The 14,510-nt window shown below is 36.9% G+C and carries 14 protein-coding genes; 10 read left to right on the top strand and 4 right to left on the bottom strand.

The window, feature by feature from the left end; translation table 11 throughout:
• The 6 genes from nirD to J2Z26_RS17485 all read left to right on the top strand — a co-directional run bounded on the left by nirD (window position 1) and on the right by J2Z26_RS17485 (window position 5,360).
• Window positions 1-321 (top strand): nitrite reductase small subunit NirD, encoded by a 321-nt coding sequence (nirD, locus tag J2Z26_RS17510; protein ID WP_193539900.1) that lies wholly within the window; start codon window positions 1-3, stop codon window positions 319-321.
• A gap of 76 nt (window positions 322-397) precedes the next feature.
• On the top strand, window positions 398-1,891 hold the full coding sequence (cobA, locus tag J2Z26_RS17505; protein WP_193539899.1) for a uroporphyrinogen-III C-methyltransferase: 1,494 nt from the start codon (window positions 398-400) through the stop codon (window positions 1,889-1,891).
• Between the two features lies 1 nt (window position 1,892).
• Complete coding sequence (locus J2Z26_RS22460) at window positions 1,893-2,627, top strand: sirohydrochlorin chelatase (RefSeq protein ID WP_209794395.1); 735 nt, start codon at window positions 1,893-1,895, stop codon at window positions 2,625-2,627.
• The gene (locus tag J2Z26_RS17495; RefSeq protein ID WP_193539897.1) at window positions 2,627-3,250 is read left to right on the top strand and encodes a precorrin-2 dehydrogenase/sirohydrochlorin ferrochelatase family protein; all 624 of its coding nucleotides are present in this window, start codon (window positions 2,627-2,629) and stop codon (window positions 3,248-3,250) included. Before J2Z26_RS22460 ends, J2Z26_RS17495 begins: the two co-directional genes overlap by 1 nt.
• Before the next feature lie 138 nt (window positions 3,251-3,388).
• Window positions 3,389-4,657: a DEAD/DEAH box helicase gene (locus tag J2Z26_RS17490; protein ID WP_193539896.1), complete on the top strand. Its 1,269-nt coding sequence runs from the start codon at window positions 3,389-3,391 to the stop codon at window positions 4,655-4,657.
• Window positions 4,658-4,703: 46 nt separating this feature from the next.
• The gene (locus tag J2Z26_RS17485; protein WP_193539895.1) at window positions 4,704-5,360 is read left to right on the top strand and encodes an NAD(P)H-binding protein; all 657 of its coding nucleotides are present in this window, start codon (window positions 4,704-4,706) and stop codon (window positions 5,358-5,360) included.
• 787 nt (window positions 5,361-6,147) lie between these two features.
• Here the strand turns inward: J2Z26_RS17485 and J2Z26_RS17480 are convergent.
• The 4 genes from J2Z26_RS17480 to J2Z26_RS17465 form a co-directional block, all read right to left on the bottom strand.
• A complete protein-coding gene (locus J2Z26_RS17480) occupies window positions 6,148-6,339 on the bottom strand; it encodes a YwbE family protein (protein ID WP_193539894.1) in 192 nt (63 codons plus the stop codon).
• Window positions 6,339-6,545, bottom strand: a complete 207-nt coding sequence (locus tag J2Z26_RS17475; protein ID WP_193471206.1) for a hypothetical protein — start codon at window positions 6,543-6,545, stop codon at window positions 6,339-6,341. Before J2Z26_RS17475 ends, J2Z26_RS17480 begins: the two co-directional genes overlap by 1 nt.
• Window positions 6,546-6,629: 84 nt before the next feature.
• Window positions 6,630-7,574, bottom strand: coding sequence for a glycerophosphodiester phosphodiesterase family protein (locus J2Z26_RS17470; protein WP_193539893.1), 945 nt, complete (start codon window positions 7,572-7,574; stop codon window positions 6,630-6,632).
• Window positions 7,575-8,783 (bottom strand): cytochrome P450, encoded by a 1,209-nt coding sequence (locus J2Z26_RS17465; protein WP_193539892.1) that lies wholly within the window; start codon window positions 8,781-8,783, stop codon window positions 7,575-7,577.
• Window positions 8,784-9,045: 262 nt separating this feature from the next.
• On the opposite strand from J2Z26_RS17465, the gene helD reads away from it, so the two are divergent.
• The 4 genes from helD to tatC all read left to right on the top strand — a co-directional run bounded on the left by helD (window position 9,046) and on the right by tatC (window position 14,505).
• Entirely contained in the window at window positions 9,046-11,337 is a 2,292-nt protein-coding gene (helD, locus tag J2Z26_RS17460; protein WP_193539891.1) for an RNA polymerase recycling motor HelD, read from the top strand.
• A gap of 508 nt (window positions 11,338-11,845) precedes the next feature.
• Window positions 11,846-13,489 carry a PhoX family protein gene (locus J2Z26_RS17455; RefSeq protein ID WP_193539890.1) on the top strand — a complete coding sequence of 548 codons (1,644 nt, stop codon included), beginning with the start codon at window positions 11,846-11,848 and terminating at the stop codon, window positions 13,487-13,489.
• Between the two features lie 9 nt (window positions 13,490-13,498).
• Entirely contained in the window at window positions 13,499-13,696 is a 198-nt protein-coding gene (locus J2Z26_RS17450) for a twin-arginine translocase TatA/TatE family subunit (protein WP_193539889.1), read from the top strand.
• A gap of 62 nt (window positions 13,697-13,758) precedes the next feature.
• Window positions 13,759-14,505, top strand: coding sequence for a twin-arginine translocase subunit TatC (gene tatC / locus J2Z26_RS17445; protein ID WP_193539888.1), 747 nt, complete (start codon window positions 13,759-13,761; stop codon window positions 14,503-14,505).
• Window positions 14,506-14,510 lie beyond the last annotated feature (5 nt).

Here is a 14,510-nt window from a genome sequence, read left to right as displayed (position 1 = left end):
ATGCTCGGAACTAAAAGTATAGTCGAAGTTGCTAGACTAAGTGAATTGCAAGAGAGAACTGGAAGGTTGATTACAATTGGTTCTCTAGAGATTGCCTTATTTAAAACGTCACACGGCACAGTTAGAGCCCTTCAAAATAAAAGTCCACATCCTAAGGGAGGGACACTAGTCGATGGATTAGTTAGTGGAGAGTTTGTATTTTGTCCACTATACGATTGGAAGATTTCATTAATCGATGGAAAGGTGCAGGCACCCGATTCAGGTATGGTAAAAGTTTACGAGATAGAAACGTTAGAAGATAAAATATTTATCCTATTATAACGGTATGGTGAGCGGATACTTCTCAAGGTGTCCCCTCATTATTTATATAATGGGACACACCTTGGAGGGATACAACATGAAAAAAGGGAAAGTGTTTTTAGTAGGAGCAGGTCCTGGAGATATACAGCTTATTACTGTAAAAGGAATGGAAGTGTTACGTAAGGCAGAAGTGGTTTTATACGATCGTTTAGTAAACCCAAAATTGCTTGATTTTGTAAAGGATGATTGTGAACTCATTTACTGTGGAAAACTTCCTCACCGCCATATTTTAAGACAGGAAGAAATTAATGAACTTTTAGTGAAAAAGGCATTTGAAGGAAAACTGGTTGTACGTTTAAAAGGTGGTGACCCTGGGGTATTTGGAAGAGTAGGAGAAGAAGCGGTTGCTTTAAAAGAACATGGCATTCCATTTGAAATCGTACCAGGTATTACATCAGGTATTGCAGCACCTTTATATGCTGGAATTCCCGTAACCCACCGCGAATATGGAGAGTCATTTGCGATTGTGACTGCACATGACAAATCAGTTGATGGTAGACCTAAACTTGACTGGAAGGGACTCGTTAGTATCGATACCATCGCCTTTTATATGGGTGTAGGTAATCTTGAATTTATAAGTGCAGGATTAATAAAAGAGGGCAAGCCTGAGGGTACACCTGTTATTTTAATTCAATGGGGAACTTTTGGCCGTCAAAAAACACTTGAAGGCACACTAGCAACAATAGCCCAAAAAGCAAGAACAGAGAAGTTTAGCAATCCAGCGATCACTTTAGTAGGTAGCATAGTGGCTCTACGTGAACGAGTAAGCTGGTTTGAAGAAAAGCCTCTATTTGGTCGACAAATCTTACTTGCAAGAACAAATACAGGTAGCAGTAAAGTAGCGAAAGAGTTAGTGGAACAAGGTGCAGATGTTATTGAATTTCCAAAGTGGAAAAAGAAGCCTGTGTTAATTGATATTAAAATCCTTGAAAAAATTGAAACATATGAAAAAATTATTTTCACCTCTGACGAAAGTGTAGAAGAGTTTTTCCAGCTGCTCTTTTCTAACAGAGTTGATATTCGTAAAGTACAAGCAGATTTTTATGGTTTATCTAGTAAAACCATTCAAAAACTAAATGTGAGAGGTATTTTTGGAAAGCTGATAGATAAACAGTATAATCAATCAGAAGTACTGGTTGTTGGAGATGATTATGCTTTAAAAAATAAACAAGACTACACGAGGCAATTCGCTAAATGTGATTTTTTAGTAACAAGCTATAAACGTCTAGACGAACACTATTTCCCGTTATTCCTTCGTATGCTAGAAGAATCAACACTAGATACGGTTGTATTTCCAAGTAGTGCTTCTGTCCAGGCATTTTTAGAAGGGTTGAGGAGTGCGGGTGTGAATTCAAATGAGTTTCTTGCAAACCTTAAGGTGATATGTATGGGAAGTAACACATGGGAAGCGAGTGTGGTAAATAACATCCTTCCAGATGATATGCCTGAAGTGGCCACTGCTGAAGGGCTGGTAGAATGTTTAAGCAGGAAATCTACTGTTAGAAAACTTCAAGTGACTGTAGGTGATTAATGTGGAGGCGGTTGTTTATATTGGACATGGAAGTCGAAATGCTACTGCAAATAATGAGTTTGTCCAATTCATTAAAGAAGTAATGACAGAGGTTGGTACACCAATACAAGCTTATGGCTTTCTGGAACTAGAAAAGCCAACCATTAAGGAAGCGGTTGAGGAATGTATTTTAAAAGGTGCAACGAACATTAAGGTTATTCCTGTTCTACTACTTTCTGGTATTCATGTCACTGTAGACATTCCGAATGAAATTAAGGCCCTAGAACAAGAATATCCATATCTGTCATTTTTATATGGGCGGCCCCTAGGTGCTGATGATCTCATGGTGGACATCTTACTACGGCGCATCAATGAGAAATCATCATCTGAGTCGCGAGGTATATTGTTAGTTGGTCATGGAAGTCGAGAACCAGAAGCCGGGGTGGAATTTGAAGAGATTAGAAGGAAAGTAGAAAGTGAATCCAAAAGCCCTATCTTTACGTCTTATTTGAAAGCACAAGAGCCTGCCTTTAGTGTTGAATTAGAAAGACGGGTGAAAGGTGATTATCAGCAGTTAGTGGTGCTTCCATTCTTATTATTTAAAGGTGGATTTATTTCAAAAATGAACGATGAAATATCATCGGTTAATCACAGTGAGACTGAAATAATACTTTGTGAGCCATTGGGGTTTGATTATAGGCTAAAGAGCATCGTTTTGAAGCGGGTATACGAGCTTTCCTTTAAGGAGGAAAGGTAATGAAGCGATATTATCCTATTATGCTAGATCTAGATGGGAAACAGGTTGTAGTGGTAGGGGGAGGGAAAGTAGCAGAGCGTAAAGTACTTGGGTTATTAGAAGCAAATGCAAACGTTACTATCATTAGTCCTACTGTTACGGAAGGTCTCTCGGAGTTAGTTCAAAAGCAAAGAATACAGTGGAAAGAGAAAACCTTTGAATCTAAAGACTTAACCTATCCCTTGCTAGTATTTGGGGCAACAAATAATAAGAGTGTGAATAAAGAGGTAAGAAAGGCAGCGGAGGAAAAACAATTACTATGTTTACTAGTTGATTCTCCACTTGAATCTGATTTCCAGGTTCCTTCAACCGTTACAAGGGGAAGATTACAATTGACGATATCAACCTCAGGAGCAAGCCCAACTCTTGCTAAAAAAATAAAGCAAGAGCTCGAGAATAAGTATGATGAGAGCTATGAAAGCTTTGTGGACTTTCTTTTTGATGCACGTCAAAAAATCATTAATGAAATAGAGGATCCGGCTATAAAGAGCAACCTCTTAACAGCAATTATTGACAAAAACTTTTATGAGAATAGCAATCGTAAGGAAATGTTTGAAGAATTGTTAAAACAAGCTCTTAAGTGACTGAACTCCACCTTTTGGGGTTCTTTTTGTTTTTTCTTATGGTATGATATGTGAGATTATTATCATTGAATTTGAAGGAAATGGTTAACACTAATCTTAGATGATTATTTATTACATATAAGTAAAAAGGAGACTATTATGTCGGAGAAATGGGATTTTTTAAGTCAGACAAAACCGTTCTTGCAAGAAGCGTGGGAGAAATCAGGGTTTGCAAGCCCAACAGCTGTTCAGGTTAAGGCAGCACCACAGGTGTTAGAAGGAAAAGATATTATCGTTGAATCACCAACTGGTACAGGTAAAACATTAGCATATTTAATGCCGCTTTTAAATAAAATTGATCCAGAGCATGGTGGAGTTCAAGCACTTATCTTAGCTTCTTCACATGAATTAGTAATGCAAATTAACCTGGAAGTCCAGAAATGGGCAGAAGGTAGTGGAATTAGAGGGGCAAGTTTTATTGGTGGAGCGAATGTGAAACGTCAGCTAGAAAAGCTAAAGAAACGTCCTCAAGTTGTAGTAGGTACGCCAGGGAGAGTTTCAGAATTAATTAAACAGAAGAAGTTAAAAATGCATGAGGTAAAAACGATTGTCTTAGATGAAGGTGATCAATTACTTGTACCTGAGCATACAAATACGGTTGAAAATATTATTAAGACAACGCTAGCTGATCGTCAAATTGTTCTATTCTCTGCAACAATGCCTGCTCATACGGAAAGAGCAGCAAGAGTGTTTATGAACAATCCGGAAGTCATTAAGGTTACGAAAGAGGATATGCCTAAATCCAAGGTTGACCATATTTATTTTGTATGTGACTCACGAGACAAGGTTGAAACTCTTGAGAAAATAGGACGTCTTGAAAATGTAAAAGCCTTAACTTTCGTAAAAGATATCGGAAATCTTGCTGTGGTAGCTGAAAAGCTCCAATTTAAGCGTATTCCTCTGTCTGTTCTACACAGTGATTCAAAAAAGGAAGAGAGAGCAAATGCGATTAAGTCCTTTAGAGCAGGGAAAGTTCCAATGTTAGTAGCAACAGATGTAGCAGCAAGGGGCTTAGATATCGAGGGATTGAGCCATGTTGTTCACTTTGATCTTGCAGAAGATTTGACTCAATATACACATCGTTCAGGTCGAACAGGAAGAGCGGGCGCAGCAGGAACGGTTATTTCGATTGTTACAGAAAGAGAAGAAAGAACATTAAAGCAGTACGCGCGTGAATTAGGCTTCACTGTTAGTAAAAAAGTGTTCTTCAAAGGGCAAATTGCCGATGAGCGTAAAACACCAATGGCAGGGTCGCAACGGAAAGGGAATAATGATCGTAAAACACCAATGACGGGTTCTCAACCAAAAAGAAATAATGATCGTAAAACACCAGTATCAGCTTCACAATCAAAAAGAAATAAAAAGTAAAAGGGAGGAGAAAATCCTCTCTTTTTTATAGAAGGGAGTAACTTGAATGGAAAGAACTGCATTACTCGTGGGGGCTACAGGTTTAGTTGGAAATGAGTTGGTGAAGTATTTATTGCACAGCAATGAGTATAAACGTGTAACGATTTTAGTACGTGGTGATTATCCTGTTAAGCATCCAAATCTGGTTGTTAAAAAGGTGAATTTTGATGAGTCTCCCTGGGACAATCTTGAGGCTGTAGATGATATTTTTTGCTGCTTAGGAACCACAATTAAAAAGGCGAAAACAAAAGAAAACTTTTTAAAAGTAGATCTACAGTATCCAATTGAGCTTGCGAAATGGGGAGCGGAGAATGGTGCTAAGCAATATTTAGTGGTGTCCGCAATGGGAGCAAATAGTAAATCTAAGATTTTCTATAACCAAGTAAAAGGTAAGTTGGAGGAAGGGTTAAAAGGGATTGGTCTGCCACATGTTCATATTTTTAGGCCATCTTTACTTCTAGGAAATCGAAACGAATTTCGCCTAGGAGAAAAAGCGGGAGAATATGTTATGAAATTCGTATTCTTTGCATTAGTGGGGCCGTGGAGAAAGTACAGAGCCATAGAAGCGAAGCAGGTAGCTCTTGCGATGTATAAAAAAGCAGTGGGTCCATCAAATAAGGCATATACTGTTTATGAGTCGGATGAAATTGAAAGAGTGGAATAGAGTTTTACTCTATGTGAAGTTCGAAAAAACTACGTATTCAGACTTGTTGAACCATATTGCTGTTGAACTAGTCTGAAAAGCGATGTGATTGGGACAGGTTGAGCGACAAGTGTGATGAACTAGTCTGAAAAGCGATGTGATTCGGACAGGTTGAGCGGGAAGTGTGATGAACTAGTCTGAAGAGCAGTGTGATTGGGACAGGTTGAGCGATAAGTGTGATGAACTAGTCTGAAAAGCAGTGTGATTGGGACAGGTTGAGCGCCAAGTGTGATGAACTAGTCTGAAAAGCAGTGTGATTCGGACAGGTTGAGTGGGAAGTGTGATGAACTAGTCTGAAGAGCAGTGTGATTGGGACAGGTTGAATGGGAAGTGTGATGAGCTAGTCTGAAAAGCAGTGTGATTCGGACAGGTTGAGCGATAAGTGTGATGAACTAGTCTGAAAAGCGATGTGATTCGGACAGGTTGAGCGGGAAGTGTGATGAACTAGTCTGAAGAGCAGTGTGATTGGGACAGGTTGAGCGATAAGTGTGATGAACTAGTCTGAAAAGCAGTGTGATTGGGACAGGTTGAGCGCCAAGTGTGATGAACTAGTCTGAAAAGCAGTGTGATTCGGACAGGTTGAGCGATAAGTGTGATGAACTAGTCTGAAAAGCAGTGTGATTCGGTCAGGTTGAGCAACAAGAGTGTTAAAAGAGTCCGAAAAGGTAATTTAACAAAAATAAAAGCGCGCATCCTTGTTGGATTTCACGCTTAAATCTTAAGATAAACATCATGCCGAGGAATAACCCTAAAGAATATCTATAACCCTACCAACCTGACCAGACTCAAGTCTAACTTTAATTCCATGAGGATGAAAGCTTGATTTAGTAAGGATGTCTTTTACAACACCTTGCGTTTTCTTTCCAGTACGTTGGTCTTCCTTAAGGATGATATTTACATTCAATCCTGCACGAATATTACTGCGTTGTTGACCGCTCATTAAGAGCCCATTTTTCTACGTGTATTGCTAGGTTTCTTTGTCATTTGACTTTTCATTTTTTGACCTTGTAAACCAGCATTTCCACCCGTTTTTCCTGCGTTTTGTTCTTGCTTTTTGCTAGCTAATCTTTGTTTCGCAAGTTCTTGTAGACTTAATTTTTTAGTTTCAGTAACTACTTCTTGTTCATTATTTGAAGAGTTTGTCATGAATAGCAATCTCCTTTAATTTAAGTTTTCTACTTATTATAATACAAAAGTAAGCCAAGTAATACATGTCTAGTGAAATAATTACTAGAAGCCCATTTCTTCAAGCAGTTCAATCATTAAATCAGGTCGGTCAGTCATAATTCCGTCTGCACCTGCTTCAATGAGGAAGCGCATTGTTTCTTTATCATTAATGGTCCAGTAATGAACCTCCATGCCTCTTCGATGGGCACCTTCAATGATTTTCTTATCTGTTAAATCAAAAATACTTTCACTTGTAGGAATCTGTAACGCATCTACACTAGGATTATAAAGGTTTCTAGCAAATAGTTTGTGAGCTAAAACAAACTTTACAACCTCTTGCTTTCCTCCGGCTACTGGTGTAATTCCTTTTGAGTAGGTTTGAAACGTATCAACCACTTTTTGGTCAAATGAAACAATATTGACCTGTTCCTCAAGCTTATATTTCTCAAGAAGTTCCCATAGTTTTTGTGCAATTTCATCATAGCTTTCTGGTGGGTTTGTTGCTTTAATTTCTATGACCATCCTTTTGTCACCGAAAGTTTGAAAAACCTCTTCAACTGTTGGAATATAAACTCCTTTGTCCCGATAACTGTATTCTCCATTTAAATCTTTAAAGTAATAACCAGCATCTAGCTCCTGAATCTCAGCTAAAGTTAAATCTGCAACAAGTCCATTACCATTGGTAGTTCTATCAACTGTATTATCATGAATGGTTACGAGATGCCCATCTTTTGTAATGTGAATATCAAATTCGAGTACATCTACATTAAGCTCATCTGCGACGGAAAAAGAAGCCATCGTACTTGAAGGAGCTAAATGCTCACCACCCTGATGCGCGATGACAAGTGGTCTGTCATGGGCAAAAAAAGCGCGTTCAGGTCTCTTTTCAACGGGTAAGAAGTTAACTAGTAAAAATACCATAAAGAGAAAAAGTAGAGCAATAAGAATGATATATCGTCTCCTTTTAGGTTTTTTCGTTTCTAAGGCAACTTGAACCATTTGTATCATCTACCTCGTTTCTGCTTCAAAATGAAGGGCTTCAAATCCACGGAATGCGAAATTTTTTCTCCATACGGGCTTCTCTAGTAAGCGCGGATTTGCAAAGCACTCTACTAGTTTTTCTAATGCAATAATCCCTTCAAGTCTAGCAAGTGGTGCACCAAGACAAAAGTGAGGACCTGAAGCAAATGATAAATGCTTAATAGACTCTCTTAGAATGTTAAATGAATTAGGATCAGCGTTAACCAACGGATCTCGATTTGCACCTGCTAATGAAATAAAGGCAATTTGCCCTTTCTTCAGTTGCTGTCCTGCAAGTTCCATATCCTCTGCGACCCACCTAGATGTCATTAATACTGGTGGTTCAAAGCGTAATGTTTCCTCAACAACATTCGAAATAAGAGAACGATCTTCCTGAACAAGTTTTAATTGCTCTGGATGCGTTAGTAACAAATAATAGGCATTCGTAATAAGGTTCACCGTTGTTTCATGACCTGCAACTAACAATAGTAAACAGGTAGCAATCATTTCATCTTCGTTTAGGTTATCTCCATTTGCTTCAGCCTGAATCAATCCACTTAGTAAATCTTCTTGTGGAGTAATTCTTTTTTTAGAAATGAGTTCACGAAAATAGTTACTTGCTTCTTTAAGGTCATCTGACACAGATTCTAAATCATCCATTGTTGTATTAAAATCAATGAACTTTATAAATGCATCAGACCATTTCCGGAAAAGTTCGCGATCTTCTTTAGGCACACCTAATAGCTCAGTAATAACAAAGACAGGTAATAAATATGAAAAGTCCCTGATAAGTTCATGTTGAGACTGTCCTTTTCGAGCAGTTAAGAGATACGAAGAGATATCTTCAATAGCTGGACGTAAGCGCTCTACCATCTTAGGTGTAAATGCTTTATTTACAAGATTACGAAGGCGGGTGTGATCAGGTGCATCACGAAATAACATCATATTTCTTGTAAGTGCTATGGCTGGCATAACCCTTTCTGAGAAGGTTGCTAGAGCTTCAGGAGGAAATAGTTTTCTGCCCTCCTTAATAAAACGTGGATCTTTTAATACAAATTCAGCTTCCTTATAGCCAGTAATGAGCCAGCCTGTTGAATTAAGGAAGTTTCCAAATAAAACGGGATTATTTTCGCGGGCTGTATTAAATATAGAATAAGGGTCATTAATAAATAAGTCGGGAGTAATACTGTTTAGCATAATTTGCTCTCCTTTTTTTATAAGCTATTTAAAGTAATTCGTTAGATTTGTTTTAAGTCCTCTTACTATAATATAAAATTTCTCGGAACGTTCAGAAAACATTGCAAAGGATTCCTACTTGTAATATAATGACAAATACGTCTCTTGAAAATTACATATGAAAAATCCCTATAGGCTGTGTCTCCTGTAGTGTTTTAACCATGAATTCGTTGTTCATGGTTTTTCTGTCGTACAATATCATCTACTTGAAAGGGTGAAGTCAATGAATGTTAAGCAGCACCCAGATTATCAGGATGAACAGGAATGGCTAGAGTTCACAAAGCAATATATGAAAATAGTCATCAAAGCATCCGAATCAGATGAAGAAAATTTCAGGGAAAATATGAAAGATGCACTTGAAGGTATAGATTTTAAAGATAGTAGTTTCCGTTATATGAATATGCTGACAAATTCTAATCTACTCCGAAGAACAGCAGAAGAGTTAAGAAAGCTAAAACGTATTCAGCCAAAGCCGTATTTTGCAAGAATTGATTTTAAAAGAGCAGGTAAGGACACCGAGGAAGTATTGTATTTTGGGAAAGCATCCTTATTTGATAAAGAAACACAAAAACCGATTATCGTAGATTGGCGTTCTCAAATCGCAAACTTATACTATGATGGTAGATTAGGTGAAGTCTCCTATGAAGCAGAGGGAGGAGAATATCAAGGCTATCTTTCCTTAAAACGTCAGTATGTGATTGAAGATGGTGAATTAATCGACATTCGTGATATTGACCTAACCACAACAGATGAACTACTTCAAAAATCGCTTTCCGAAAGCTCAAGCAACCGACTTTCAGAAATTGTAGCTACGATTCAAGAAGAGCAAAATGAAATAATTCGTGCAGACTTAAATAAGCCAATTATTGTTCAAGGAGCGGCTGGAAGTGGAAAAACAACCATTGCTCTTCATCGAATTTCTTATTTTATTTATACATATGCTGATCAGTTCTCACCTGACCAGCTCATGATTTTGGCACCTAACCGATTATTCATTGATTACATTTCAGAAGTCCTTCCGGAATTAGGTGTGGAAAGCATTCTGCAAACGACTTTTATTGATTATGTTTCTAAGTGTATCGGCAAAAGAATGAAGCTTAAACATCCAGAGGAAAAGCTAATTAAATTTATAAATGGATCCGAGGGAGACTCGGTTCGATGGATGAGTGCTTTTAAAGGCTCATTACAATTCAGAGATATTATAGATAGATATTTACATGATATTTTACAATCACTTCTTCCTAAGGAAGATCTTTTCCTATCAAAAATACGACTCTATTCTGCAAGCAAAATAAGTCATCTTATCGTAAACGAATATAAATACTTACCGTATTATCAACGAGTCGATAAAATTAAGAGAATTCTACAAAACCACGTACGAACAGAGAAAAAGCGAATTCTTGAAAAGGTAAATAAATTTTACGAGGAAAGAATTGAAAGTGCACTAACTAGTCATGTTGATCCTGATAAACGAAGAAGTTATGTTACCAAGGCATTGGATAAAAAGAACGAGGCTATTAGTGATATTAACAAGGAATCTAGGACAACCGTTACTTCCTATATGAAGAAATTCCCTAAGCATGATTTATTCTATTACTATAAAAAGCTGACAACAGACCATGAATTATTATCAAACTATGGAGCTGGGATACTAGATGGAGAACAAATTAAGCAATTTTGCCAGTATAATAAAGCATTGCATCGAGAAGGCTGTTATGAGGTTGAGGACCTAGCTGCATTATTGTATCTCCAAAGTGAACTCTATGGTATTGAAAAGCATTTACGAGCAAAAAACGTGGTAATAGACGAGGCGCAGGATTATAGTTATTTTCAGCTTTTTGCATTAAGAAGCGCACTAGATACGGATATGTTTACAATTGTTGGAGATTTGGCTCAAGGAATTCATTCTTATCGGGGAATCAATGATTGGAGCATTGTGCAAAATGAAATTTTTCCGAGATCTACCTATAAAACACTTCAAAAAAGCTACCGAACAACAGTTGAAATCATGCATGCTGCAAATGATATTTTGAAATTGTTAAAACTAGAGCTTCCAATGGTTGAACCGGTCGTACGCCATGGTGAAAAGCCCATATTTCACTATTGTTCTTCTTCCCACAAAGATACCGTTAAGAGTATAGAGACAAATATAAATAAACTTTACTCTGAAGGAATGAAAACCGTTGCGCTTATCGGTAAAACGAACAAAGAATGTTTACGATTAGCTAAATTGGTTGAGCAACATACGAAACTAAGTGTACAACTCCTTAAAGAGAATGAAGAAATTAATAAAGGTGATGTGGTAATTGTAAGCTCTCATCTTTCAAAAGGATTGGAGTTTGACGCGGTTATCATTGTTGCGCTTGATGAATCTTTTGATGAAAACGAAATAAATGTAAAATTACTGTACGTATCTATGACAAGGCCACTACACCGTCTCTTGTTTTTCGGCAAAAATCTATCAAGTTTTCTATTGGATAGAGTAGATGAGACATTATTTGAAATTATTAAGTAGTCTGAGGCAAATTGGTAACTTATCATACCAAAAAAGGGGATGTTCTAACTGGACGCCCCCTTTTCTACTGAGCGATAATCGAGAGGGAATACGAACAATGTTCCTTAAGAATATCGAACCCTCTTTATCGAAAAAAAGTGAGTGCCCAAATGAGGTAGTGTTGTTCATTTGTAGAATAAATATAAATGCTCATGGTGGAACTTTATCAATTGATTATAAAGAAAAAGAGTTCATCCAAAAATTGAACTTCCTAATAATTGATGGAATAATATAGAAAATTAACAAAAAGCATAAATTGGCTTAACAAATCTTAGATATAGTAATAATGAACCTGTCAGGTGGCAAATCATTTAATTATTAAATGGTTTGCCACCCTTTTTTGTTAAATTTACATATATTTACAATTTTTTTACTCAATATTCACACTTTTGTTAAGTCTACTAAATATTAGGTTGTTAGTATTAGAAACGTAGAAAGGTACTTTACTAAATTAAAGAGGTGGATACATATGACAGAATTGAATCGTCGTAAATTTTTAACGTATGTTGGAACTGGAGTTACTGCTTTAACTGTAGCATCAACAGGACTTGGTGCATTTGCGCCAAAAGCTGAAGCGAAAGGTGTAAAAGCAGCATCACATTTATTCGGCTTTAAGAAGAAAGTATCTGGTTTAAACTTCACACCGATTGACCCAACTGATAAAGATGATTTAGTTTTACCTCGTGGATATAAATATGATGTTGTTGCAGCCTATGGAGATGTAATTAATAAAAAAGGTGATACATTCGGATATAACAATGATTTTACAATGTATTTCCCAATTAACGGTTCAAATGAAAGAGGTCTTCTATGGGTAAACCATGAATATACCAGTGACTTATGGGTGACAGGTGCAAGAGGAAAAGATGGTAAGTACACAAAAGCACAAATTGAAAAACTATTATATAACCAAGGTGGATCTATTATTGAAGTATACCGTGATGAAAATGGTGTATGGAAAATGGATACAACTTCAAAATATGCACGCCGTATCACTGGTTTAACACCATTTAAATTAACTGGTGCTGCTAAAGGCTCAAAAGCAGTAGGTGGAGCAACAAATGTACAAGGAACGTTTGCAAACTGTTCTGGTGGGAAAACGTTATGGAACACTCTTCTTTCTGCAGAAGAAAACTATGAATATACTGCTAGAGATGCTGGACTTGATGAAACTCATTACGGTTGGATTGTTGAAGTGGATCCTTTCAATGAAAGCTTTGCACCACGAAAGCATACTGCACTTGGACGCTTCCACCATGAGAACTCCGCTATGGGCTTAACAAATGATGGACGAGTTGTTGTTTACATGGGAGATGACAAGACAGATGCCTGTGTTTACAAGTTTATTAGTAAAAATAAATATGTAGAATCTCGTAAACAAGCAAATGCTGATTTACTAGAAGAGGGAACATTATATGCAGCTAATATGTCAAAAGGGACTTGGGTTGCATTAACTATCGATGCTGTGCGAGCTGCTGCAAAAGATAAAAAAGAAATTCTAGAGAAATTCCAAACTCAAGCAGACGTATTAGTAAATGCTGATGAAGCTGCCAAATTATTAGGTGCTACTCCAACGGATCGTCCAGAGGATGTAGAAATTAGTCCGTTTGATAAAACAGTTTTCATTGCACATACAAATAACTCAAAACACGGAAACATTCATGGTCATATTACACGCTTTATTGAAGCGAATGATGACTTGGGATCTTTAACATTTGACTTTGAAATTTTTGCATGTGGTGGCAGACAGAGTGGATTCAGTGCACCTGATAACTTAACATTTGATAGCGAAGGAAACTTATGGACAGTGACAGATATGTCTTCAAGCGTAGTAAATAAAGGTGTATTTTCTACATTCAAAAACAATGGTGTATTTGTCATTCCTACAATCGGTGAAAACCAAGGTGAAGCTTTCCAGTTTGCATCAGCTCCAGTTGAAGCAGAGTTAACAGGACCATGTTTCACACATGACGAGACTACATTGTTCTTAGCTGTACAACATCCAGGTGAAGAAACAGAAGACATTAAAAATCCAACAAGCATGTGGCCGCATCGTAAAGGTGATAATCAACCTAGACCTTCAGTTGTTGCTATTACTGGCTTTAAATACTAGGAGGGACGTATGTTACAAAATATTGGAATTCCAGGTCTAATCCTTGTGCTGGTGATTGCCTTAATCATTTTTGGTCCTTCGAAACTTCCGGAAATCGGACGGGCTTTTGGAACAACACTTAGGGAATTTAAGAAGTCAACTCGAGAACTTGTATCAGAAGAATTGAATGAAGATACTGTGACTACCAAGAAAGAAAAAACGAGTTAATAGAATAAGAGGAGATGTAAGAATTAACTTACATCTTCTTCTTTTTATGGAGTGAGTGTTAGATGGAAGACCGAACAATGAAGGCAATTGATCATTTTTCAGAGTTACGGAAAAGAATTATTTTTACATTGCTTGTCTTTTTAGTAAGTTTGATAGTAGGATTTGTATTTGTCCAAGAAATTTATGAATTCTTAATTAAGGATTTACCTTTTAAACTAGCTATCTTGGGGCCAAGTGATGTTCTCATTGTTTACTTAATGATAGCGACAGTTATCGCGTTTACATTAACCATTCCATTTGCGGCATATCAAACATGGCGGTTTGTTCGTCCTGCTTTAACGGATCTTGAGAGACAAGTCACACTAGCCTATATCCCTGCTATATTTGTATTGTTCATTATGGGTATTTCATTCGGTTATTTTGTCTTGTTTCCCATTGTATTATCTTTTTTAATGTCATTATCTACAGAAATGTTTACTACGTTTTATACGACAGAAAAATATTTCCGATTCGTATTACATATGACATTGCCATTTGGATTCTTGTTTGAACTTCCAGTTGTCATTATGTTTTTAACTAGTTTAGGAATCATTAATCCTTATCGACTGCAAAAAATTAGAAAGTACGCCTATTTTGTATTAATTGTAATTTCAGTCTTAATTACACCTCCAGATTTCTTATCGGATATCCTTGTCATTATTCCTTTAATCTTGTTATACGAAGGAAGTGTAAGTTTATCAAAGATTGTTTATAAGAGGAGAATGGCGAAAACAGAACAGGATAATAGTGAGGTAGAGTTAGTAAGTTAAAAGAA

It is taken from the genome of Cytobacillus luteolus (assembly GCF_017873715.1).
In the GTDB taxonomy this organism is placed as follows: domain Bacteria; phylum Bacillota; class Bacilli; order Bacillales; family Bacillaceae_L; genus Bacillus_BV; species Bacillus_BV luteola.
This window is presented reverse-complemented; position numbering and strand designations above follow the sequence as displayed.